The organism is Streptomyces sp. NPDC040410 (assembly GCF_055595715.1).
Genome location: NZ_JBVIVK010000006.1, coordinates 207,813 through 231,561, shown reverse-complemented (window position 1 = coordinate 231,561; position 23,749 = coordinate 207,813). Strand labels below are relative to the sequence as shown.

The window sequence follows — 23,749 nt, the reverse complement described above, 5'->3', positions numbered from 1 at the left end:
GACCAGTAGGTACGTTGAGTGGCGTGACGTTCACCACACGCCGCTCGCGGCGGGCCCGGAACGCCTGTCCGACGGAGAAGCGCGCAGGTCGGGAGGCGGGCTGGGTTGACAGGCGGGTAGCCGGGGGCGGGTCCTGTGGACATGACGTGCCGCTCCGGCCTGGGCGGAGGTGCCACCCGCCGCCGCCGCGGCCGTCGCAGAGGGCGCGCGGCCGGGCCTGGCCGGACTCGACTCAGCCTGCTGAACCCTTCACCGACTCGGCCCTCACGCAGTCCCTCGCAACAACGCTGGGCGGCGGCGCCCTTGCCGTCCCCGAGTGCGCACCGGTCGGGCAGTACAGGCGGGTCGACTGATGGTGAGTGAGGTTCGGCCACGAAAGGGAAGACGGTATTCCATCAGGCAGACATACGGCGATTCCGAGTGGCGCACCGCATCCGGCCGGCCCCTCCGCCACCAGGGCGGCGCACACCGATCATGTCGGCCAGAGGAGTTGCGGACGCATGAGCAAAGGGGAGAGCGAACCGGCCCGTTCAGCGGCTGCGGACTGGCGCGAGCAGTTGCGGAGCGCGCGCCAGACCCGTACGCGCGCTCGGCGGATCCGCAAGGCGGCACGTCACGCGATGCCCTGGTGGCGCCGGGTGTTCCCCACCTGGCGCATGCTGCTCAGCAGCCTGATCACCGTGGTCCTGCTCGCCGTCGTCGCCTTCTTGGCCCTGTACGTGACCGTCCCGGTTCCCGATCCCAACACGGCCGCCGTGAGCCAGAGCAATGTCTACTACTACGCCGACGGCGGCGAAATCGGCCGTACCGGCGCCGTCAACCGCGCATCGCTGCCGTTGTCGGAGATCTCCGTCAACGCGCAGCACGCCGTGGTCGCGGCCGAGGACCGTACGTTCTACTCCAACAAAGGGGTGGACACCCGTGGCATCCTGCGCGCGGCCTGGAGCACCGTCACCGGCAAGGAGCTGCAGGGCGGGTCCACGATCACCCAGCAGTACGTACGGAGCTACTACCTCACCCCTGAAAGGACTCTCAGCCGGAAGGTGAGGGAGGCCATCATCGCGATCAAGGTCAGTGAGACGCAGAGCAAGGACGCCATCATGGCGGGGTACCTGAACACCAGCTACTTCGGCCGCAATTCGTACGGCATCCGAGCCGCCGCACAGGCGTACTACGGCATCCGCGCCTCGCAGCTCAACGTCCCTCAGAGCGCCTATCTCGCCGCCCTGCTCAAGGCTCCCAGCATCTACGACGTCTCCACAGCGACCCCGGCACACAGGGCGGCGGCCATCGCCCGCTGGAACTACGTCCTGGACGGGATGGTCGAGATGGGCTACCTGCGCGGCGGCGAGCGCGCCAAGATGACCTTCCCGGTTCCCCGGGCCCCCGAGCCCACCCCCGGGGTCGGCGGCCAGGCCGGGTACCTCATCGACATCGCCCGTCGCTATCTGGTCGAGAACAAGATCCTCGACGAAGCCACACTCGGGGCGGGCGGCTGGCAGATCACCACGACCTTCGTGAAGAAGAACCAGGACGCACTGGCCGCGGCGGCGAAGAAGGGACTGCGGCCACTGCCGGACACCCGCAAGGCCACGTACATCCGGGTCGGCGCAGCGTCCGTGGACCCGTCCACCGGAAAGATCGTCGCTGCCTACGGCGGACCCGACTACGCCGCCCGTCCCTACAACGACGCCATCCGGCACGACCTCCAGGGCGGTTCCACGTTCAAGCCGTTCGCTCTCGCCGCCGCTCTGCAGCACCGCGCCACCACTCAGGACGGTCACGCCATCACCCCCCGCACGCACTACGACGGCACCAGCCGCCGCTGCGTGACGGGCCTGCCCCGCGGTCTGCACTACTGCCCGCCCAATGAGGACGACGTCGACTACGGCCGGATCAGCCTGCGCGAGGCCATGATGAAGTCCGTCAACGCGGTGTACGCCCAGGTGGGCGCCGACGCCGGTCTCGCAGGCGTCCGCAGGGCCGCCATCGCCGCGGGCCTCCCCTCCGACACACCCGACATGGGCGCCACCCCCGCCCTCCCCCTCGGCGTGGCCACCCCCAGCCCGCTCGACATGGCCGGGGCATACGCCACCTTCGACAACCACGGCAAGCGCGTCGCTCCCTGGTCGGTGCAGAAACTCACCCGGAACGACAAGTCCTACGACCTGCCCGGCCACCGGGCCGTCCGGGCGTTCACCCGGGCCACCGCCGACCAGGTCACGTCCGTTCTGAAGAACGTCGTCAGCGCGGAGGGCACCGGCTATCTGGCCACGGCCCTGGGCAGGCCCGCCGCGGGCAAGACCGGCACCACGGACAACAACCTCTCCGCGTGGTTCGTCGGCTACACCCCCCAACTGTCCACCTCCGTCGCCATGTTCGCCGAGAAGCCCACCACCCACACCCGTGTCTCTCTGGGCGACGCCGCGGGCATCAGCCGTGTCAACGGCGGCTCGTATCCGACCCGGATATGGACCGCCTACATGACCGCCGCCCTGAAGGGCCAGCCGGTGGAGGACTTCCGTCTGACGGCACCCGCGCAGCCCCACGGCGCCCAAGCCCCGGCAAGCAGGCCCGCGTCGGCAGAACCGACACGGACCACGGCACCCACCCACGGGCCGACACCGACGCCCCCGCTCACCCCGGCGACGACCGCTGCGGCCACGCCGACACCGAGCACGGTCGCGCCGACCGCTCCCCCACCGACTACGACCACGCCCACGACGACAGCTCCTGTGCCAACCACCGTTCCTCCGCCCGGCCCCGCCCCCAGCACGACGGCGCAGTCCGGCCCTGCCGACACCGGACCGTCGCTCAACGGGACCGGCACCGGCGACACGGGATCTCCGTAGCGGCGCCCCCCCGAGAACCGGCGGGCGCGCCTGCTGTCCCAGCAGTCGTGCCATCACCTCCGGCCAGGTGCCCCCTCCTCCGGTCCGGGCGGCGCCCCGTGGAGCCGCGTGGGGTACGAGCCGCTCCGCATCCGCCGGGCGAGGTGCGGCAGGATGGGGCACATGAGCGTAGTCAAGATCAACGTACTGACCGTCCCCGCCGAGCAGCGGGAGACGCTGGAGAAGCGCTTCGCCTCCCGTGCCCATGCGGTGGAGAGCTCCGACGGGTTCGAGTGGTTCGAACTCCTCCGTCCCGTCGAGGGCACCGACAGCTACCTCGTCTACACGCGCTGGCGTGACGAGGAGTCCTTCCAGGCCTGGATGGAGGGCCCCATGAAAGCGGCCCACCAGGGCGGTGACGCGCAGGGCGAGCGCCCCAAGCCGGCGGCGAGCGGGTCCACGCTGTGGTCCTTCGAGGTCGTGCAGCAGGCGGCGCCGACGAAGGCCTAGTGCCGCGTCAGCCAAGGTTTGCCCGTCAAGGAGCGGCGTCCGGTGCGTGCTCTCGGCGTGCCGGCCGGAAGTCCTCGTACTGGACGTACTTGGGCTTTCGGCCGGTGCGGCGAGAGGGCGTGCCGGGCGTCGCGACGGGGCGAACCTTGGCTGACGCGGCACTAGCTTCTGTCGTCAGATTCCCGTCGTCCGCCCGGTGGGCGGGGCCCCGCGGCGTCAGGTGCGTGCTTCGGCGTGCCGGGCCCTGGCCCTCGTACGGGAATGTACTTGGGCAAGGGCCCGGTGCGGCGAGTGGGGCCACCTCCCAAACAAGCGATGCGAGCGCCGGAACCTCTCGGCCGCTCGCGTCGCCCTGACGAATGAACCGGCCCCCGACAGGTCACCCGGCCCTCCGTTGCCAGGCGTTGTGAACATGGCAGCCCAGCAGGGCGCCGCCGAAGACCACGAAGCCGACGCCGATCAGCCAGGACTGCACGATCAGAACGGTGCCGACGGCGCCGTAGTTGACCGCGTTGTTCACGATCAGCGGTGAGAACACCTGATACGAGAACCAGCGCAGGCCGACCAGGCCCGCCATCGTGGCCACGGCGCCCGGCAGCAGTGCTCCCCACGACACCCGCTGACCGAGCAGGAAGTACTGCCCCCACCAGAAGAACAGCACCCCGAAGAGTGCGGTGAGCAGGATACGGACGGCCGACGCCGTCAGACCCTGGCGCATCACCGCGACGCTCTGGGTCTCGGCGAACAGATACGCCGTCAGCGCGGCGAGCCACACCGCACGCCGCCACACCGCGTGCCACGGACCTGCGGGAAGCTGCCAGATCCGTTCGTACCCGTTTTGCACGCTGGCCGCGAAGGCGACACCGAACAGCGCAAGGACCAGCACGCTGAACGCGCTGGTCGTGCTGAGCACCTTCCGGGGCGCGGTGAACAGGTTCCGTACGGCCTCCGCCGGGCGCCCCGACAAGCTCATACCGTCGATCACCCACAGGGCGAAGCCCCGCTGCTGAAAGGGCGCGGCGGCCGCGACGACGATCAGCAATGGGGCCAGGGTGACCAGACCGAGCGCCGCGAATCCCATGGCCCGGTGCAGCAGTTCCAGCTCTCCGCCGTGCTGCCAGAGCCGTCCGGCGGCCGAGTGGTGCCAGGCGGTCCGCAAACGCCCCGGTTCGCGCCGCCGCTCCCGGGACGCGCCGGAGGAATCCCTCATACCGCCTCGCTCCCCGGGGCGCCGGCCCGGCCTTCGCGCATCGCACGACACTCGGCAGCCGGCGCCCCTCGATCTCGCGCTCCGGCCCGCAGCCGTCCGGGAAGAACCATGACCCCCGGCCGCCTGGAGCGCCGCTGACGGTTTCCCGACTCGGAGACGGGCGAAACCTGACACACCCACATGGATCACCCGGCAGTGCCGAGCGCGTAGGTGTCGGCAACGCAGCAACCCGGCGATGCACCGGGCGCACACCCTGTCGTCTCCCGCCCGGCCTTCCCGTACCCCGTACATACCCTCCCGCCCCTCCAGAAGTCTTCTGCTCTGATCGTTCTGACCGCCCGCGAGTCCGGGCAGGGCGATTCCGGCGAGGCCCCTCGAAGGCCACGGCCTCCCGCATGTCAGGCACCGGCAGGGGTACTCCGGGGCACATGACTGGTATCGATCTCAAGAGCAGCGCGTTCGACGACCAATCCTTCATCGCGCGCCGGTACGCGTTGGAGGGAGAGAACGTCTCCCCTCCGCTGACGTGGAGCGGCGCCCCGGACGACGCGGCCGAACTGGTTCTGCTGTGCGAGGACCCCGACGCGCCGTCGGGCACGTTCACGCACTGGATCGTGGTCGGCATCGATCCGCACAGTGACGGTGTCGATCCGGGTCAGCGCCCGCCCGGCGGCACCGAACTCGTCAACGGCTACGGGAGAGAGGGCTGGGGCGGACCGCATCCACCCCCGGGAGACGAGGCCCACCATTACGTCTTCCGTCTCTACGCCCTCGCGGAACCCTGCGTCCTGCCCCACGCTCCCAGCGCCGACCAGGTGCACCGGGCGCTGGACGAACGGCACATCGCCAGTGGCACCCTCGTGGGGCTGTACCAACGCTAGTGCCGCGTCAGCCAAGGTTCGCCCCGTCGCGACGCCCGGCACCCTCCCCCACTGCCTCAAGGGCATGGGAGATGCCCCCACCCGCCGCACCGGCCGAAAGCCCGAGTACGTCCAGTACGAGGACTTCCGGCCGGCACGCCGAGAGCACGCGCCGGACGCCGCTCCTTGACGGGCAAACCCTGGCTGACGCGGCACTAGGAACGGCTCAGTGGTTCGCGTCGGCCTTGCTGATGTCCGACAGCGCGGAGTGCGGGTCCTCGGTCGTGGCCAGGTCGCCGAGGCTCACCATGCCGACGGGGCAGCCACCGCGTTCCACGACCGGGAGCCGGCGTACGGCGTGCTGTCGCATCAGCTCCACCGCACGGTCGGTCGTGTCGTCCGGCGTCAGCGTCACCACCGGCGGACGTGTGCACGAGGAACCGGCGGTCGCGGTGTCGGGATCCAGTCCCTCGGCGACGGCCCGGACCACGATGTCACGGTCGGTGAGCACACCGAACAGGTCGCAGTCGTACACCACCAGGACGTCCCCGATGTCCTGCTCGCGCATCATGCGGGCGGCCCGCGCCAGCGTCGTCATGGGCTCGACGGCGGCCGCACCGGGCGACATCACGTCGCGTATCAGCCGGGTCATGGAGACCTCCCAGGTCCAGGATCAGTGGGGTGACGCGGGTCGGCCGCGCAGCCCCTTGCGCAGGAAGCGCCGCAGCCGTGTCTCGGGCCAGGTGTTGATCACGTCGTCCTTGGTCAGCCAGCCGCGCTGCGCGGTTCCCACGCCGTAGCGCATGCCTGCCAGGTGAAGGGGGGCGTGGGCGTCGCTGTCGATCGCGAACTTCACCCCGTGCCGCCTGGCCCGCAGGATGTCCTCGTCGCGCAGGTCGAGCCGGTCCGGGTGGGCGTTGACCTCCAGGGCGGTACCCGTACGCGCACAGGCGGCGAACACCTCGTCGAGGTCGGCGTCGATGCCCGGACGCTTGCCGATGAGGCGGGTGGTGGGATGACCGATGATGTTGACGTACGGGTTCTCGCAGGCCCGTACGATCCGGCGCGTCATCGCCCCGCGTCCCTGGTTGAAGTGCGAGTGCACCGAGGCCACGCACAGGTCGAAGCCGTCCAGGAACTCCTCCGGCCAGTCCACGCCGCCGTCCGGGTCGATGTTCAACTCGGCACCGTGCAGCAGGCGCATGCCGCCGCGCTTGCCCTGCCTGCCGTACGCGCGGTCCAGTTCGCGCACACGTTCACGCTGTGCCAGCATCCGCTCGTCGGTCATCCGCTGCATGTACAGGTTCGGCCCGTGATCGGTGACCGCGAAGTAGGCGTATCCGCGCTCGGCGGCCGCCTGGGCCATCTCCTCCAGCGGGGCGAGCCCGTCGGTGAGGTCGGTGTGCGTGTGCAGGTCGCCCCGGATGTCCGCCTCTGCCACCAGCTCGGGCAGCTCGCCGAGCAGCCCGGCCTCGATCTCTCCGCGGTCCTCGCGCAGCGTCGGCGGAATCCACGGCAGGCCGAGACGGGCGTACACCTCCTCCTCGGTCTCCGAGACGATCTTCTCTCCGCCCTCGACGTCGAACAGCCCGTACTCGGAGAGCTTGAACCCCTTGTGCACGGCCAGCTCGCGGGTGCGGATGTTGTGCGCCTTCGATCCGGTGAAGTACTGCAGCGCCGCTCCCCAGGCGTCCGGCGGTACGACCCGCAGATCGACCGCCAGGCCCTCGGTGGTGCGGACGGATGTCTTGGTCCCGCCCCGAGCGACGACCTCCGTGACGTACGGCAGCTCGGTGAACGCCCCCATGAGCGGGCCCGAGTCGTGCGCCGCGGCGAGGACGTCGATGTCGCCGATCGTCTCGCGCAGGCGTCGCAGCGACCCGGCGTACGCGCAGCGCCGGCAGCCGGTCACCGTGGACAGCTCGGCGACGATGCCCTCGGCGAGATCCATGGCGACGTCGAGCAGGACGCGGTCTCCGGAGGCCTGGAGCAGACCGATGCCGTGGAGGATGTTCTCCTCCGTCCGCGGGCCGAAGCCCTTCAGATCGCGAAGCCGCTCCGCGCGGATGGCGTCGGCCAGCTCGTCGATCGAGGAGATGCCCAGCTCCTCGTACAGCATCAGAGCCTTCCGCGGGCCGAGCGTGGGGATCGCCGTCAGCCGCCGTACCCCGGCGGGGATCCTCGCCCGGAGCGCGTCCACGGCGGACACGCCGCCGGTGCGGAAGTACTCGACGACCTTCTCGGCGATCGACCTGCCGACGTTCGGAATCTGCTGGAGCCCCTTGAGGTCGAGCGTGGAGACGTCGGCGTGGTAGCCGCCGATCGCCCGGGCGGCCTTCTCGTAGACACGCGCCTTGAACGCGTCTCCTCCGGTGATCGAGATCAGGTCCGCGTATTCCTGGAACAGTGCGGCGACCTCGTCATTGGACCGAGCCACGCTTCCAGGGTAGGGCGGCGGCAGGCCGTCCACGTCCCTGGATCCCCGCGAACCGCTCCAGCGGGCTGGACCGGACCGTGGTCTACCTCGTCGGCCGGTGATCAGGGCACTGCGTCGGACCCACTCGCTGCCGTGTGCCGCCTCGTGCATGACGGCGGCGACGTCCCGTCGCCGACATGTCTCCCCGCTCGTCCGGGCCTCGGCGGCACGGCTCAGTCCGATCGGCGCGTGCCGAGCCGCGTGTTCGTCAGGTGCCGCGCAGGCCTCGGTGCGCGGTCAGCCCGGCGCGGCCGTGCCGAACGCGCTCGTGGCCGAGGGGGAACGGCGAGTCGGGAAGGACATGTCCGGCCAGGATCGCGGAGTCCACATCGCAGGAGGTGGCGGCCACCGGCGCCACGAGCGCGTCGTGGGCGGACCGGATCCCGGGGTCGGGTGCCTCGCGCCACTCGACGTGGAGGACACCGCCTTGCACGAGCCCGTCCCCTGCCGGCCAGGTCGTCGCGGATGTCAGCCTCCAGCGTCGCCTCGCCCTCACCTGATGCCCGGCACGTCAGGTCGGACCGTCCGTCACACCACGACTCGTCGCGGCACACGGTCGGCGCCGCGCTCGAGAGCCGCGGGACACGGACCGAACTCGGCCGGACAGCGGTCACAGAGCCGGTGTTTCAGCCAGAGGCACGACACGATCGGCTTCGCCGACGACAACGGACCCCGCCCCCACGGGCATTCGGGGGCAGGGTCCGTACTTGAGCGCCGGGCAGGCCTTGCACCTGCATCTCCCCGCAGGAAGCGGGACGTCTTTCCTTGGACCACCAACGCACAGCCAGCCGACCGGAATTCGGCGGCCTGCTTCGGATCCAGCATAGCGCAGCCCTGCACCCGTTACGCCACCACTCTCGCAGCACGGCTGCGTTCCCAGCCGGGCACCCGGCTGCGGACTCCCACGGAAGTGCCCGGGGGCCTGGAGCCCGGGGCCGTGCCCGGCTCGCGACCCATGCGCCGTCGGGTGAGTATGGAGTACGGGACCGGTCCGGGGGCCAGGCACTGGGAGGCACCCGTGGCGCACGCCCCGACAACCGACGTACTGATCGCAGGCGCCGGCCCGGTGGGGCTGAGCGCGGCCGCCGAGCTGTGCCGGCACGGAGTGCGCTGCCGTGTTGTCGACCGGCTGCCGACCCGCCTGCCGTATGCCAAGGCGGTGGGCATTCAGCCCCGCACCCTGGAGATCTGGGACCGGATGGGCCTGGCCCGTACCGTCCTGGAGGCCGCCGCTGTCCTGCGCGGCCAGCTGATCTACGTCAACGGCAAGGAAATGGCGCGGATCGATCTCGCGCTGCCGCCCGAGGTTCCCTACGAATTCGCCGCGCTACCGCAGTACGAGACCGAGCGCCTCCTGGAGGAGTACGTCGCCGGTCTGGGTACGGTCGTCGAACGCGGCACCGAGCTGTTTTCATTCACCCAGGACCAGAACGGGGTCACCGCCCGGCTGCGCAACGCTTCCGGCGCCGACGAGGAGCTGCGCACCCGCTATCTCATCGGCTGCGACGGAGCACACAGCATCGTCCGCAAGCGGCTGGGCCTCACCTACGAGGGCGCCGCCTTCGCCGAGGAGTACATGCTGGGCGACGTCGAGGCCGACTGGGACATGCCCCACGGATACGGCATACGGTCGAGCCACCGCGCCGACGACGGTTCCACCGACGATGTGCTGGTCTGCATCCCGCTGCCAGGCACGGGCCGCTACCGGATGTCGATGCTGGTCCCGCCCGAACTCTCCACGCGGGCGAGTGATGAGGTGCCTGTACAGGGCGACGGCGTGGCGCACGGCCTGGAGGGCGGGCGCGTCCCGGAGCTGGCCCACATACAGGCTGTCGTCGACCGCCTCTCCCCCAAGCCGGGCGCCCTCTCCCGGCTGCGCTGGTCGTCCGTCTTCCGCATCAGCCACCGCATCGTCGACCGCTACGCGGACGGGCGGGTCTTCGTCGCGGGCGACGCCGCCCACATCCACCCGCCCACCGGAGCCCAGGGCATGAACACCGGCATCCAGGACGCCTGCAACCTGGCCTGGAAGCTCGCTCTCGTCGTCCGGGGCGAGGCCGGGCCCGCCCTGCTGGCCAGCTACGACGCCGAGCGCCGCCCCGTGGGCGAGGAGGTCGTCGGCCGGACCGTCCGGCACGCCACGCGCGGCATGGAGACCGACCCGGACGACCGGCGGACCCTGATGCTCCGCGAAGCCCAGTTGCTCGTCGGCTACCGGGGCGGCCCGCTCGCCGGCAGCCGGTACGGGCCGTCCGACGCGCCCCAGCCGGGCGACCGTGCCCCGGACTGCGCGGGGCTGACCGTGCCCGTCGCCGCCTACCCGTTGCGCCTGCTCGACATCCTGCGCGGCCGTACGGGGCACGTGGTTCTCCTGTACGGGGCCCACCATGCCGTCCTGGCCGCGGCCGCTGCGGCGACCGAGGCCGCCGTCGGTGCCAGGCTGCCGCTGACGGCCGGCAGCGACACGGGCAACACCTCCGGCCAGCTGTCCGGGACCGGTCCGCACACCATCGCCGTCCTCGCCCGCGAAGCCGCTCTGACCGCCCCCGACACCCTGCCCATCCCCGGATACCGCGACGCCGCCGGGGAGTTCGCCCGGCTCTATCGTCCGAACGACTCGACCGGCTTCGTCGTCCGCCCCGACGGGTACCTCGGCGCCCGCTTCCCGCTCACCGACACGGCGCCGGCCCTGTCCGCCTACCTCGCGACGCTGTGCGTACCGGCGTGAACAGCCGTGCCTCGGCGTCCTCCGGCGTAGCCGATTGCTCACCTGGATGTGGACGAAGGGGTGGCCGCGACCGCCGGCGTGCAGGTGCCGCAGACTTGCGCCGTGGTTCCGGAATCCCGTCCGGGCGGCAATCGCCGGAGAAGCGCAGCGAGTTGAGCCTCTGACCACATGGGCCGTCCATGACCGATTCACCGTTCAGGGCCGACCGGCGGTCGGGGTCACCTCAGGCGGGCTTCAACCGCACGTCGGCCTGCTCCGGTCCGCCCTGGGTCAGAACCGGGTTGCTGCTGGTGGAAACGAGGTCACCGGGGGCGATCACGCCGGAGCCGTCGAGGTCCGCGTGGACGCGCACGGTGTACCGCGCCCGCGGATCGGGCGGTGGCACGGAGAGGGTGAGACGGGTGGTGTGGGTGAGACGGACCTCGTGGGCGACGACGCGGGAGACGACGCGGGCCGGCGCATCGGCGGCCGTGACCTCCTCGACCTGCGCCCGCAGCGTCACCGGATCGTCCGGAACCGGAGTGCCGGGTGCGAGAGAGACAGCGATTTCTACGCTTGGCATACGCCCACCCAGGCCTTGTTGGTCGTCATATTCCCCGCTACTTTCCGCAAAATAGCGCCCTGTGCGCGTGGGTGGGAAGTCGAAAACAGGGGGAACAGACGTGTCCGGAGCAGAGTCCAGTGTTGCAGGTGTGGGCCACGGTGAATTCCGGTCCTCGGGCGGGGTGAAGACCGCACTGATCGACGGCGTGAGTTTCGCGGCCAAGCCGGTCCAGTACGTGGAGATCGACGGTCTTGCCATTTTCGAGGGGGACATCGTCCTCGGTACGACCGCGGAAGTGGAACGACGCACCGCGGAACTCAAGGCGGAATCGGAGGGAAAGATCCCGGAGTCGGCCGTCATCATCACCGGGCGCCAATTCCGGTGGCCCAACAGCCTGGTGCCGTACGAGATCGACGGCACCCTGCCCAACCAGCAGCGGGTCACCGACGCCATCGCGCACTGGCAGTCCCGTACCCGGATCCGTTTCGTGCTGCGGACAGCGGCGAATTCCGGCCAGTTCCCCGACTACGTGCGGTTCGTGCCGGGCAGTGGATGCTCCTCGCACGTCGGGCGCCAGGGCGGCCGCCAGGACATCACCCTCGGCACCGGCTGCACGGCCGGCAACTGCATCCACGAGATCGGGCACGCGGTCGGGCTCTGGCACGAGCAGAGCCGCGAGGACCGCGACAAGTTCGTCACGATCGTCTGGGCCAACATCCAGACCGGATTCGAGCACAACTTCGACCAGCACATATCGGACGGCGACGACATCGGTGCGTACGACTACGGGTCGATCATGCACTACCCGCGAAGCGCCTTCTCCAAGAACGGCCAGGACACCGTCGTACCCACCGTGCAGGGCGCCGCGATCGGACAGCGCACGGGCCTGAGCACGGACGACATCGCCGCCGTACACGCGATGTACGGGCCTTCGCCGTCCTCGGGCCCGGTGGTGTCGTGGGAGTCCGACCGGCTGGACGTCTTCGGGATCGGCACCGATTCCGCGCTTTACCACAAGTGGTGGGACGGAAACGCCTGGGGCCCGAGCGTCAAGGGCTGGGAATCCCTCGGCGGAATCTGCAGGACTCGCCCGACGTCACTGGCCTGGGCCCACGACCGCCTCGACGTCTTCACGATCGGCACGGACTCGGCGCTCTTCCACAAGTGGTGGGACGGAAACGCCTGGGGCCCGAGCGTCAAGGGCTGGGAGTCCCTCGGCGGAATCTGCACCAGCCCGCCCGAGGCGGTTTCCTGGGGACCCGACCGCCTCGACCTGTTCGTGATCGGGACGGACTCGGCGCTCTTCCACAAGTGGTGGAACGGAAACGCCTGGGGCCCGAGCGTCAGCGGCTGGGAATCCCTCGGCGGAATCTGCATGGGCGACCCCGTGGCGGTTTCGTGGGGTGCGAACCGCCTCGATGTCTTCGTGGTCGGCACCGATTCCGCCCTGTACCACAAGTGGTGGGACGGGAATTCGTGGGGCCCGAGCGTGAAGGGCTGGGAATCCCTCGGCGGCATCTGCATGGGCCGGCCGGTGGCGGTGTCGTGGGGACAGAACCGTCTCGATCTCTTCGTGGTCGGCACCGATTCCGCTCTCTACCACAAGTGGTGGGACGGAAACGCCTGGGGCCCGAGCGTCACCGGCTGGGAATCCCTCGGCGGAACCTGCATGGGAACCCCCGCCGCCGTTTCGTGGGGCGCGAACAGGCTCGATGTCTTCGTGGTCGGCACCGATTCCGCGCTCTACCACAAGTGGTGGGACGGAAACGCCTGGGGCCCGAGCGTCAAGGGCTGGGAATCCCTCGGCGGAATCTGCACCAGCCCGCCGACCGCCGTTTCCTGGGAGCCCGGCCGCCTCGATCTCTTCCTCACGGGCACCGACTCCGCCCTGTTCCACAAGTGGTGGGACGGGAAGGTGTGGGGCCCCAGCGTCACGGGCTGGGAGTCCCTCGGCGGAATCGTCACCCGGTTCACTGACTGAGGCTGGTCCGCAGCCGCCGGACGTGGGAAGAACAGTGAGCTCTCCGGCTCCAACGCGGGGACGCCCATGTGGCGGCCCGGGTTGGCACGCAGCGTCTTCTCGTGGGTAGCGAAGGCGTCGCAAGGGTGCGAGGCCCGATCGGCGGGGCATCAACTCGTCCCACTGCAAAAGGAACTCGACCGGAACCGTGACCAGCCCGCCGCGTCGGCGGCCGCGTGGGTCGCTCACGTGTTGGGAGCCTTGCCGGAAACCCCCCTGTCCGAGGAGCCCCCGCGAACTCGTCGCACGACGAAAGCCGTCCGCCTGGATCCCCCGTGGCGGACGGCTCGCGTTCGGTTGTTCAGAGATCTGACTCGGCGGCGGCACATAAGCGTCCTGGGCCACTGGACGACACCGGCCGAGGCCGGCGACGGGATTCGAACCCGCGTTGCTCTCTTGACAGGAGAAGTAGCCGCAGCCTTCGCACCTGAACGACGCCCACCGTACTGCGGACACCGAAGCCGGGCATCCGATTTACGACGCCCAAAGGGTCACCCTGCCTATCAGGTTCCTCAGGCACGTCAGTCGTCGAATCGCTCCTGGGCGCACGAACCTCCCGCTCACAGGGATGCGAGCCGATGATCTGACGAGCCGTCACATGTGGCTCACACACCATGCGAGACACACGGCCCAAGCCGATGCCTGTACGAAAAGTCACCCGTCGTTCATGCTGACGCCAGTGACACTGGGATGCGATTCCGTCACCTCGGCGGCCTCTGCCACGCCCCCTCTCGCCGATTACATGCGTGCAAGAGACGAACGGCCTGTTCCGCTTGTCCGTACTATCTCTTAGGCAAGGCACTGCGCATCGGCTTGTTCCAGCGCCCCGCAGGCACATGGCCGGAGGGCCACACACGTTCGGCAGACTGTTCACCTCCGGCCCCGTATCGAGGAAAGGCTGTACCCCCCATGTCCGAGACCGTCTCCGTCACCGAACTGACATCGCAGTACACCGCTCAAGTCACCGCCGACCTTGAACACAACACCAAAGAACAGGAACGAATCGGCGTTGAAATCGCCGCGTTGCAGGAGCAGTTGGCAGCACTCCAGCGTGACCACACCGTGTTGGTGAACATCCAGCGAGCCATCGACGTCGCTCCGGCGCCCGCTCCCGCTGAGGCCGAGGCCCCCTCGGACGGCAGCGTGGTACCCGGTCCCCGCAAGGGGGCTGCCGCCAAGTCCGCCACGGCTGCCAAGCCCGCCAAGTCCGCCAAGTCCGTCACGGGCAAGCGTGCACGGACCAAGAAGACCCCCACTGAAGCCCCGTCCGCCGCCGGGAAGGCGGCAACCACCAAGCGCACGGGCAAGGAAGCGGCCGCGAAGACCGCGCAGCCCACGCTGGTCGACCTGGTGCGCCGACACCTCGGCGAGCAGAGCGAACCGCGATCGGCGGCGGAGATTGCCACGGCACTCGGCCAGGCCCATCCCGAACGCAACGTCAAGGCGACCGTCGTGCGGACCACGCTCGAAGGGCTGGTCGCCAGGAACCAGGCCCAGCGCAACAAGCAGGGCGCAGCCGTCTTCTACACCGCACCCGACACTCAGCAGCAGACGGCTGCCTCACAGGACAAGGAGCAGCCCGCACCAGCGAACGCCTGACACCGGCGTGCCCGACCGTGAGCGGACCGACCCGACTGTGCCGGGCCGGGCGCGGTCAGGGCGTGTCGCCGCGCCAGTCGAAGCGGCGGCTTCCCTCGGCACGGGGTGCGTACAGGGCACGGCCGCCGGGCCCGTAGCCGCCTATCTCCGTCGGCAACGCCACGCCTTCGCGCAGCTCGTGGCAGGGCCGACTGGTGACGTCCAGGAGCAGGCCGTCCAGCGGCCCGCCGACCAGTTCCACGTAGGCACGGCCGGGGACGGGTCCGGCGTCGTCGTGGTCGGCGCCGTAGACCCGGCCGCGCATGAACTCGAGCTCATCCATGACATGCAGCGTCGCACCCGGCACTGACAACGGACCGCCGCGCAAGTGAAGGAGGTCATTTTCCGGATCCCGGAGTTGCAGGTCAGCGGGATTGTCAGTGGTGGCAGGCAGGATGGTCCGCATGACATCACCTGCAACAGTGATCGTGGACGCCGCCGCCTACGCACAGGCCGTGGAGGACGCCGTGAAGGCTTCGGCCGCCTACTACGCGGGCGGCACGTCGGTGCTGGACGACGAGAGTTACGACCGGCTGGTCCGCGGCATCGCGGCGTGGGAGGCCGATCATCCCGATGAGGTGCTGCCCGACTCGCCGACCGGGAAGGTCGCCGGCGGCGCCGTGGAGGGGGACGTACCGCACACGGTGGCGATGCTGAGCCTGGACAACGTCTTCTCGCCCGAGGAGTTCACCGCCTGGACCGCCTCGCTGGCCCGCCGGATCGGCCACGACGTCAGCCGGTTCAGTGTCGAGCCGAAGCTCGACGGGCTGGCGATCGCCGCCCGCTACACCCATGGCCGCCTCACGAGGCTGATCACACGCGGCGACGGAACGGCCGGGGAGGATGTCTCGCACGCGATCGGTACGATAGAGGGCCTGCCGGACGAGCTGGCCGAGCCGGTCACCCTGGAGGTGCGTGGCGAGGTCCTGATGACCACGGCCCAGTTCGAGCACGCCAACGAGGTGCGTACCGCCCACGGCGGGCAGCCGTTCGCGAACCCGCGCAACGCAGCGGCAGGCACCCTGCGCGCCAAGGACCGCGCCTACACGGTGCCGATGACGTTCTTCGGCTACGGCCTGCTGCCCCTCGCCGCGAGCGACTCGGCCCTCGCCGCGCGGCTGGGCGACCTCCCGCACAGCGACCTCATGACCGAGGCGGCCGTGCTCGGGGTGAACACCACCGCCACCACCGCCGTGCCCGGCATCACCGCCGAAACCGTCGAGCGGGTCCTGGCCCGCGTCCAGGAGATCGCCGCGCTCCGCGCGCGGTTGCCGTTCGGGATCGACGGGATCGTCATCAAGGCCGACCTGGCCGCCGACCAGCAGGCCGCGGGCTCCGGGTCGCGTGCGCCGCGGTGGGCGATCGCCTACAAGCTGCCCGCCGTGGAGAAGATCACGCGACTGCTCGACGTGGAGTGGAACGTGGGCCGCACCGGCATCATCGCGCCGCGTGCCGTCCTGGAACCCGTCGAGATCGACGGTTCCACCATCACGTACGCCACCCTCCACAACCCGGCCGACATCACCCGCCGCGACCTGCGTATGGGCGACCACGTCATGGTGTACCGCGCCGGAGACGTCATCCCGCGCATCGAAGCCCCCGTGGCCCATCTGCGCACCGGTGACGAGCAGTCGATCCTCTTCCCCGAGGAGTGTCCGCGGTGCGGCTCGGGCATCGACACCAGCGAACAGCGCTGGCGGTGTGAGAACGGCCGCAACTGCCATCTGGTGGCCGCGCTGTCCTACGCCGCCGGCCGCGACCAGCTCGACATCGAGGGCCTCGGTGCCACCCGGGTCGTCCAGCTCGTCGAGGCCGGCCTGGTGACCGATCTCGCCGACCTGTTCGCTCTCACCCGGGAACAGCTTCTGGGCCTGGAGCGGATGGGCGAGACCAGCACCGACAACCTTCTCGCGGCGATCAGCTCCGCCAAGGGCCGGCCGCTGTCACGGGTGCTGTGTGCCCTCGGCGTCCGGGGCACGGGCCGGTCCATGTCCCGCCGCATCGCCCGGTATTTCGCCACCATGGACACCATCCGCGCCGCCGACGCCGCCTCCATGCAGCAGGTCGAGGGCATCGGCACGGAGAAGGCCCCGTCCATCGTGGCCGAACTCGCCGAACTCGCCCCGCTCATCGACAAACTCGTCGCGGCCGGGGTGAACATGACCGAACCCGGCGCCACTCCACCGGCCCCGGCAGGCAGTGACCCCGGCGGTCAGGAAGCCGGCGCGCAACCTGCGGGCGGGCCGCTGTCCGGGATGACAGTGGTGGTGACCGGAGCGATGACCGGAGCACTGGAGAAGCTCAGCCGCAACCAGATGAATGAGCTCATCGAACGCGCGGGCGGCCGCTCCTCGTCCAGCGTCTCCAAGAAGACCACCTTGGTCGTCGCCGGAGAGGGAGCCGGATCCAAGCGCGACAAGGCCGAAGCCCTCGGCATCCGCTTGGCCGCCCCCGACGAATTCGCCACCCTCATAGCCGACTTCCTCGACTGACAGTGAGGACCGGCCATGGCACCGCTCGGGGGTGTGACTCTCCGACTGGCTGACGCTTCGGCTTCCTCGTGATGTGCGCCGTGATCGGCTTCGACACCTCGTCAGGAGTCGTCGTCCGCCATCACCTTCGTCACCTTGCCCTGTGTGTCGGCCTCCACGTAGCCACCCACGCCGTAATCGTCGCTCAGGTAGACAGCCATGCCCGCGGGCGTGTTGAAGATGTTGTTCGGCTGACGAACCAGTAGGTAGCGGCTCGTCGGATTCTCGACCTTCAGTTCCTTGTCCGCACGCTTGAGCAACGCGGGAACGGCGTCCCAATCGAAGTTCTCCAGGCTCACCGGCTCCTCACCCCCCATCAGCTGCCCCTTGATGATGCCCTCCTCCGCGCCACCGTTGGCGCGGTAGTCGTAGCTGACGTACCGGGTCCGGCTGCCTTTGACCATCACATTCGCCGAGACATAGTCCGGATAGACGGTGAAGTCACCGAAGGTGTCGCTTCCCGACGCCTCCTCGATGGCCTTGATCGCGGTCCGGATGCCGTCGGGGGTGAGCAGGTCGGTGGTATTCGAGGCGGTGTCGCCGGTGGACGGCGTCTCCTTGACCTCCTTGGGCGTGGACTGGGGCGTGGACTGAGGCGTGGACCGGGACGTGGACTGGCCCGCACGGGTTCCCGAGGCACCGCCCTGGGTCGTCGTCGCGTCCGCGTCGCTGCCGTCCGGCAGTACCATCCAGGTGAGAGTGCCCACCAGCACGATGCTTGCCGCGGAAGAGGCGACCGTGACGCGCCGCGAACGCCTCGGCCGCGGAACGGCTCTCGCCGCCTGGACATCGGCGGTGCGAGGCAGCAGCGGTGGTGGCGGCGGCAGGTGTGCCGGGGGAGCGTCCTGCGGCTGCCAGGTCCCTCCCGTCAGGGGTCCGTGAGGTGGGTACGACGTTCCTGAGGACCAGGTCTCGCCCGTCGTCGAGGTCGGTGCTCCGGGCCACGCCGGAGATGCGAGCGGGTAGGACGTGGGCTCGTGGTGCTCTTCGGCCTGCGCCGCGGCGGCCAGCATCCGGTCGACGGTCCCGGCGTCCGGCCGCGCCGCGGGATCGCGGACCAGGACCCGTGCCAGCACCGGCGCCAAGGCCCCAGACCGTACCGGCGGCGGTACGTCTTCCTGGAGTACGGCGGCCAGCGTGGCCAGCGTGGTGTCGCGTCGCAGCGGATGCAGGCCCTCGACGGCCACGTACAGCATCATCGCCAGCGACCACAGGTCCGCGGCGGGTCCGCCCCGGTCGCCCGAGATCCGTTCCGGGGCCATGTAGTCGGGCGTGCCGATGATCGATCCCGTGACGGTCAGGGTGGTGGACTCCCGGATCGCGGCGATGCCGAAGTCCGTGAGCACCGGACGGCCGTCGGTGCGGAGCAGGACGTTGGCGGGTTTCACGTCGCGGTGCTGGACGCCGACCTCGTGCGCCGCGCGCAGGGCGTCGAGTACGCCGCGCCCGATCTGGGCCGCCTCCGCGGGGGGCATCAGGCCGCGGGCCAGCCGGTCGGCGAGCGAGCCGCCCTCGACCAGTTCCATGACGAGCCAGGGGTAGGTGCCCTCGCCGCCGTCGACGATGTGATGGATCGTCACCACGTTCGGATGCTCGACCCGGGCCAGGGCGCGGGCCTCTCGCAGGACCCGCTCACGCAGCATCCCCGCCTTCTCGGGGTCGTACTCGGCGAGGTCCACGTCCGGCGGCCGGACCTCCTTGACCGCCACATTCCGGTGCAGCAGCAGATCGCGGGCGCGCCATACCGTGCCCATCCCGCCGCCACCGAGCCGAGCCTCAAGCTCGAAGCGCCCGTCGACGACCCGTCTGCCGTTCTCCCCCTCACTCATGCGGAGGAGCTTATGCGACGCCCGGCGCTCCGGCGCTCCGGCCCTCCGCTTCCGTCAGGGGGCGACGCTCGCCAACGCCTCCAGCAGCCGGTCCACGTCCTCGACACAGTTGTGGGTGCCAGACCGGTCCGAACGCCCCCCCACGTCCCCGAGCCCCAGCCGACGCGCGGCCTCAGCGGCGTAGAAGGTTCCGGCCGGGGCGTCGACGCCACGCTCTGCCAGTTATTTCGGTACGGCCGCCGACTCGCGGCCGGCGAGGGTCAGCAGCAGGGTCGGGGTGCGTCGTACGGCCCTGGAGTACAAGGTGACTCCGCCGATCTCCGTCAGCCCGCGCTCGATACGAATCCGCAGGGTGTCCTCGTGGGACTCGATCGCCGTGAAGGCGGCCAGCAGACGTTCGCGGCGGCTGCCCGGCGCCTCCGGTGCCAGGGCGGCGAGGAAGTCCACCGCCGCACGGGCGCCGGCCAGCAGCTCGTACGGCAGCGTGCCCAGTTCGCCGGTTGTTTACGGCTGCGCGGGGCGGGGCTGCGGAGGGGGTGTGGGTGTACCGGCCGCGCCAGGGCCCGGCACCGTACGGTCAGCCTCCGGCCGCCGGTGGTCAGCCGCCGTGATCGGATCGAATGCTTTGCGGGCACTGGAGCAACCGCCCGGATCCGCAGCCGGCGGCGCGCCTTCCGGGTCGAATGACCGTCCCCATGACCGTCCACGGAGGTCTGCCGCGGGACGGTGAACGGGGCCGTCAGCCGCTGCTGTTTCGGCCGCACGGTGTGAAGGCGAGCGTGAGGTCCGGGTCCACCGCGCCTTCGCTCTTCTGAGCAGCCCGGCTTCCGCCGCTGCCCTCGTCCGGGGCGGAGGACCCGGAAGGGGACGGGGTGGTGCGGGGCCCGCCGCCGCGAGGGCACTCGGTCGCCTGTTCGGGGGCGGTCGCATGGGGAATGGCGTGCTCGGTCGTGGCCGGTTTACGGAGCAGGAGCAGCGCCGCGTCGTCGTGCAGTCGGCCGCCCACATGCGCCAGCAGTTCGTCGTGGAGCGCGGTGAGGGTGCGTTCCGGCTCGTCGGACACGTGGCGGGCGAGCCCCTCGGCGAGCGGGTAGAACTCGCGGCCGTGGTTGCGCGCCTCGGTGACGCCGTCGGTGTAGAGGAGCAACTGATCGCCTTCGGTGAAGGGCAGCACCTGGAGGCTGGGGGTCTCGCCGGTGAGGGCGCGCAGTCCGAGGGGCGGCGCCGGCTGGGTCGGCTCCAGCGCCTCGACGCTTCCGGATTCCCGTACCAGCAGCGGAGGGGCGTGTCCGCAGTTGACCACTTCCAGATGCCCTGAGTGCGGGTATCCGGCGACGACGGCGGTGACGAAGTCGTCGTGACCGAGGTTGCGCGCCAGGCTGCGCTCGATCCTGCTGACGACGGCGAGGAGGTCGGGCTCGTCGTAGGCGGCCTCGCGGAAGACACCGAGCACGAGTGCGGCGGTCCCCACGGCCGGCAGCCCCTTGCCGCGCACATCGCCGACGATCAGCCTGACGCCGTACGGCGTGGGCACCAGTGCGTAGAGGTCCCCTCCGATACGGGCCTCCGCGGCCGCCGCGCTGTAGCGGACGGCCACGTGGAACGGGCCGACCGCGGCCGGTACGGGCTTGAGCAGCGCGTGCTGGGCGGCCTCGGCGACCGAGCGGACGGCGGCGAGGACCCGTTCGCGACGTCCGCGCAGGGCGCTGGCCAGGCCACTCGCCAGGGTGACGGCCACCAGGGCGGACAGGACGGCGGTCAGCTCGTGGCCCGGAACACCGTCCCGGGCTCCGAGTGTCGCGCCCAGCACGGCGGCGAGGAGACCGACACACAAAACCCCGCGCGGCCCGCTGGTGGTGGCGGCCAGCGCGGGCCCGGCCGCGAGCAGCGGCAGCCAGATCATCCCTGCTCCGCCGAAGAGGTCGACGAGCACGATGACGGAGACGATCAGCACGGGCAGTACGGGCGTACCGGAGGCCAGCCGTGCGGCGGGGCGTTTGCGGGCCGACGCGCCGGATCGGGCCAGTCGGTTCCTGAAAGGCCGCGTCGGCCGGTGGTCGTCACCATGGTCTCGGGCCTGGCTCATGTTGTGTCCGATGTCCTCACTCGTGCGCGGGCACATTCCCGGAATTTCCGTTTCATCCAGGAAACGGGTTCGGATCGGACGCCACAAGGAGAGGATTTTCAGATAGTGAGCGACAGGCCCCTGGTCACGCGGCTTGCGGTCGGAATCAGCCGCGTCCGGATCTCCTCGAGCCGGGACAGCCGGTCCGCCGGAAGCGAGACGCCGAGCGAGCCGAGCGTGTCCCCGCTGTAGACGGGCACGGCGACGCAGACCGTGCCGAGAGAGTACTCCTCCAGATCCGTGACGGCCGGGGCCACGGGTGAGGAGTCGACCTGCCGGAGCAGTTCCGGAGGGCTGGTGATGGTCCGCGGCGTGAGGTCGGCGAGGGTGTGCCGGGAGAGATAGTCCTTGCGGGAGTCGTCGTCCAGTTCGCGCAGTACGGACTTCCCCAGCGCGGTGGCGTGCCCCGCGTCCTCGAATCCCACCCAAAGATCCACCCGGGGCGTCCTTGGACCGTCGACGATCTCGGCGACCCGGATCTCGCCGTCCTCGTAGAAGGTGAGGTAGGCGGCGGTCGCGAGTTCGTCCCGCAGAGCGGCGAGCGTGGGCCGGACACGGCTGAGCAGCGCCTGCCCGCGGCTCGTGGTGCGCAGCGACTGCACCTTGTCACCCAGGATGAACCCGCCGTCGTCCAGTTTCCGCAGGTATCCGTCGTGGACCAGCGTCCGCAGCAGGTGGTAGGCGGTGGCCAGGGGCAGGTCCGTCTCACGCGCCAGTTGCTTCGCCGGCGCGCCGTTCACGTGCGAGCCCACCGCCTCCAACAGGCGGAAGGCCCGCTGCACGGAGGTGATGAGCGTAGGGCCGTCACCCATACGACCACCTTGCGCCGGGCGCGCGGCACAGGCAAGGCACGCGCAGCCCCTCCACGGCTCGGGGGAGCCGAAGACCGCCGAGCCTCCTGAGCGGAGGCTTCCCGCTCAGATGCCATTGGGGACGCTTTGAGCAGATCCTCTAGGCCGCGAAGCCGATGTTGGTGACATATTCGTACTGGCCCCACCGGGAGCCGAGATCGACGATCTGCTCGATCCAGGCGTCGCCCATGGCCTGGTCGCCGCCTGCGGCCCAGGCGGTGACGACGCGGTCCCAGTGATTCCTTCGCGTCCTCACCCCGTCGCCGGGGTCGTTCGACGAACACAGCTCGCGAAGGAGAGTTTCGTGACATCGCAGTCCGCAGCCGCGGCAGCACGGGCCACCAGTACGGCTACCCCGCCAAGGCCCGAACCGGAAACTGAAGAAGGCAGTCGAGGGCTACTGGAAGGGCCGCGTCACCGCCGCCGCCCTCCACCGGACCGCCGTCGGCCTGCGCCGCGCCAACTGGCGACAAATGACCGACGCGGGCCTCCACGAGGTGCCGACCGGCGACTTCTCGTACTACGACCACGTACTGGACACCACCGTCATGGTCGGCGCGATCCCCTCACGGCATCGCGCCGCCGTCGAAGCGGACGCCCTGGACGGCTACTCGCCATGGCCCGCGGCACCGAGGACGTCGCGCCGCTGGAGATGACCAAGTGGTTCGACACCAACTACCACTATGTCGTGCCCGAGTTGGGCCCCGACACCGTCTTCGCCGCCGGCCGTTGCGACGGCCACGCTGCGCTGCGGCGGACTCGTCGGTCAGGGCGCCGGGATGCCGGCCGGGCGGGCGGGGCGGCCGAAGCGGGCCGGTACGCCCGGCGAGTACAGCACACTCACCGGCTCCCCCACCGGTTCGGGAAGACCTGCCGCGGCCACCAGGTCCTCGTCGCACTCCACCAGTTCGGCTCGGCGCAGGGGCCAGCGCGGGTGGGCGTTGGGCAGGTACACAGGGCGGCCGAAGAAGGCACTGTGCATGCCCCAGCGGGCCGTCAGGAAGTGCTCCGACTCCGATGGTTCCTCGATGGGTTCGCCCACCCGGACGGTGATGTTGCCGCGGGCGCCGCGCGGGCCGGGCCACCGCCGCGAACTGGTGTAGGTGACGGTGTCGCCGTCGCTGCGGACGGCCATGCGGGACCACAGGTAGGGCATCCGGAAGCCGAGCCGCCCGACCGCGACCGGCACCAGGCGGGAGGCGTCGAGCGAGCAGAAGACGACTCCGCGCCGCCCGTGGGCGTCGACCGAATAGAGGCGGACGTTGGTCTCGGGGAAGCTGCCGAGGTAGGGGACGCCGGGAAGCCGGAGCCAACCGACGCGATGCATCCGGAACGCGACCAGACCCACATAGGTGACGCCGTTCAGGGTGTCGGGGACGGTCCCGGGCGGCAGCACGCCGGCCACGTCGGCCGGATCCGCGGCCCAGTGCAGGAAGGTCAGGTCGAGCCAGGACTGGGTGAGCAGAGGCCGCCCGATCCTCCCCGGGGCATCGGCTGTGACGGCCTTGGGTGGCACCGGGACGTACGGGTGTGATGCTGACGTCACCCCGTCAGTATGTCCTTCAGGCCGACGGCCGGACGCCTTGTCGGCCGAAG

Annotated in this window: 17 protein-coding genes and 3 pseudogenes; 8 read left to right on the top strand and 12 right to left on the bottom strand. The window is 70.3% G+C overall.

Annotated elements, in window-relative coordinates:
• The first annotated feature begins 500 nt into the window (after positions 1-500).
• Together ACZ562_RS15435 and ACZ562_RS15430 are read left to right on the top strand one after the other, a co-directional pair.
• Positions 501-2,852 carry a transglycosylase domain-containing protein gene (locus ACZ562_RS15435; protein ID WP_471178395.1) on the top strand — a complete coding sequence of 784 codons (2,352 nt, stop codon included), beginning with the start codon at positions 501-503 and terminating at the stop codon, positions 2,850-2,852.
• A gap of 162 nt (positions 2,853-3,014) precedes the next feature.
• Positions 3,015-3,341, top strand: coding sequence for an antibiotic biosynthesis monooxygenase family protein (locus ACZ562_RS15430; RefSeq protein ID WP_471178392.1), 327 nt, complete (start codon positions 3,015-3,017; stop codon positions 3,339-3,341).
• Positions 3,342-3,720: 379 nt separating this feature from the next.
• Here ACZ562_RS15430 and ACZ562_RS15425 read toward each other — a convergent pair whose 3' ends face one another.
• Complete coding sequence (locus ACZ562_RS15425; RefSeq protein ID WP_471178390.1) at positions 3,721-4,551, bottom strand: ribonuclease BN; 831 nt, start codon at positions 4,549-4,551, stop codon at positions 3,721-3,723.
• A gap of 428 nt (positions 4,552-4,979) precedes the next feature.
• Here ACZ562_RS15425 and ACZ562_RS15420 point away from each other — a divergent pair, with 428 nt between their 5' ends.
• Complete coding sequence (locus ACZ562_RS15420) at positions 4,980-5,432, top strand: YbhB/YbcL family Raf kinase inhibitor-like protein (RefSeq protein WP_471178387.1); 453 nt, start codon at positions 4,980-4,982, stop codon at positions 5,430-5,432.
• A gap of 205 nt (positions 5,433-5,637) precedes the next feature.
• On the opposite strand, the gene ACZ562_RS15415 is transcribed toward ACZ562_RS15420, so the two are convergent.
• From ACZ562_RS15415 to ACZ562_RS15405, 3 genes are all read right to left on the bottom strand, one after another.
• Positions 5,638-6,063, bottom strand: coding sequence for a CBS domain-containing protein (locus tag ACZ562_RS15415; protein WP_471178385.1), 426 nt, complete (start codon positions 6,061-6,063; stop codon positions 5,638-5,640).
• Between the two features lie 21 nt (positions 6,064-6,084).
• Entirely contained in the window at positions 6,085-7,848 is a 1,764-nt protein-coding gene (polX, locus tag ACZ562_RS15410) for a DNA polymerase/3'-5' exonuclease PolX (RefSeq protein ID WP_471178382.1), read from the bottom strand.
• A gap of 247 nt (positions 7,849-8,095) precedes the next feature.
• A complete protein-coding gene (locus ACZ562_RS15405; protein WP_471178380.1) occupies positions 8,096-8,320 on the bottom strand; it encodes a hypothetical protein in 225 nt (74 codons plus the stop codon).
• Positions 8,321-8,860: 540 nt separating this feature from the next.
• On the opposite strand from ACZ562_RS15405, the gene ACZ562_RS15400 reads away from it, so the two are divergent.
• Positions 8,861-10,615 (top strand): FAD-dependent monooxygenase, encoded by a 1,755-nt coding sequence (locus tag ACZ562_RS15400; protein WP_471178378.1) that lies wholly within the window; start codon positions 8,861-8,863, stop codon positions 10,613-10,615.
• A gap of 223 nt (positions 10,616-10,838) precedes the next feature.
• On the opposite strand, the gene ACZ562_RS15395 is transcribed toward ACZ562_RS15400, so the two are convergent.
• The gene (locus ACZ562_RS15395; protein ID WP_471178376.1) at positions 10,839-11,177 is read right to left on the bottom strand and encodes a YbaY family lipoprotein; all 339 of its coding nucleotides are present in this window, start codon (positions 11,175-11,177) and stop codon (positions 10,839-10,841) included.
• A gap of 130 nt (positions 11,178-11,307) precedes the next feature.
• Here ACZ562_RS15395 and legP point away from each other — a divergent pair, with 130 nt between their 5' ends.
• Both legP and ACZ562_RS15385 read left to right on the top strand, forming a co-directional pair.
• The gene (gene legP, locus ACZ562_RS15390) at positions 11,308-13,140 is read left to right on the top strand and encodes a Dot/Icm T4SS effector Zinc-dependent metalloprotease LegP (RefSeq protein WP_471178373.1); all 1,833 of its coding nucleotides are present in this window, start codon (positions 11,308-11,310) and stop codon (positions 13,138-13,140) included.
• Between the two features lie 948 nt (positions 13,141-14,088).
• On the top strand, positions 14,089-14,778 hold the full coding sequence (locus ACZ562_RS15385) for a hypothetical protein (RefSeq protein ID WP_471178371.1): 690 nt from the start codon (positions 14,089-14,091) through the stop codon (positions 14,776-14,778).
• A 55-nt stretch (positions 14,779-14,833) separates the two neighbouring features.
• Here ACZ562_RS15385 and ACZ562_RS15380 read toward each other — a convergent pair whose 3' ends face one another.
• Positions 14,834-15,100, bottom strand: coding sequence for a hypothetical protein (locus ACZ562_RS15380; RefSeq protein ID WP_471178369.1), 267 nt, complete (start codon positions 15,098-15,100; stop codon positions 14,834-14,836).
• A gap of 121 nt (positions 15,101-15,221) precedes the next feature.
• On the opposite strand from ACZ562_RS15380, the gene ligA reads away from it, so the two are divergent.
• Complete coding sequence (gene ligA / locus ACZ562_RS15375) at positions 15,222-17,309, top strand: NAD-dependent DNA ligase LigA (protein WP_471178367.1); 2,088 nt, start codon at positions 15,222-15,224, stop codon at positions 17,307-17,309.
• 101 nt (positions 17,310-17,410) lie between these two features.
• On the opposite strand, the gene ACZ562_RS15370 is transcribed toward ligA, so the two are convergent.
• The 5 genes and pseudogenes from ACZ562_RS15370 to ACZ562_RS15350 form a co-directional block, all read right to left on the bottom strand.
• Complete coding sequence (locus tag ACZ562_RS15370) at positions 17,411-19,177, bottom strand: serine/threonine-protein kinase (protein ID WP_471178365.1); 1,767 nt, start codon at positions 19,175-19,177, stop codon at positions 17,411-17,413.
• A 54-nt stretch (positions 19,178-19,231) separates the two neighbouring features.
• Positions 19,232-19,672, bottom strand: a pseudogene (locus ACZ562_RS15365) (PLP-dependent aminotransferase family protein); the annotation flags it as partial.
• A gap of 244 nt (positions 19,673-19,916) precedes the next feature.
• Positions 19,917-21,263 (bottom strand): PP2C family protein-serine/threonine phosphatase, encoded by a 1,347-nt coding sequence (locus ACZ562_RS15360; RefSeq protein WP_471178362.1) that lies wholly within the window; start codon positions 21,261-21,263, stop codon positions 19,917-19,919.
• A gap of 98 nt (positions 21,264-21,361) precedes the next feature.
• Positions 21,362-22,114 carry an IclR family transcriptional regulator gene (locus ACZ562_RS15355; RefSeq protein WP_471178360.1) on the bottom strand — a complete coding sequence of 251 codons (753 nt, stop codon included), beginning with the start codon at positions 22,112-22,114 and terminating at the stop codon, positions 21,362-21,364.
• 139 nt (positions 22,115-22,253) lie between these two features.
• Positions 22,254-22,388 (bottom strand): annotated as a pseudogene (locus tag ACZ562_RS15350) (transcriptional regulator); the annotation flags it as partial.
• Between the two features lie 69 nt (positions 22,389-22,457).
• Here ACZ562_RS15350 and ACZ562_RS15345 point away from each other — a divergent pair.
• Positions 22,458-22,877: pseudogene (locus tag ACZ562_RS15345) on the top strand (5-methyltetrahydropteroyltriglutamate--homocysteine S-methyltransferase); the annotation flags it as partial.
• A gap of 42 nt (positions 22,878-22,919) precedes the next feature.
• On the opposite strand, the gene ACZ562_RS15340 reads toward ACZ562_RS15345, so the two are convergent.
• On the bottom strand, positions 22,920-23,669 hold the full coding sequence (locus tag ACZ562_RS15340) for a YqjF family protein (RefSeq protein ID WP_471178832.1): 750 nt from the start codon (positions 23,667-23,669) through the stop codon (positions 22,920-22,922).
• Positions 23,670-23,749: the final 80 nt, after the last annotated feature.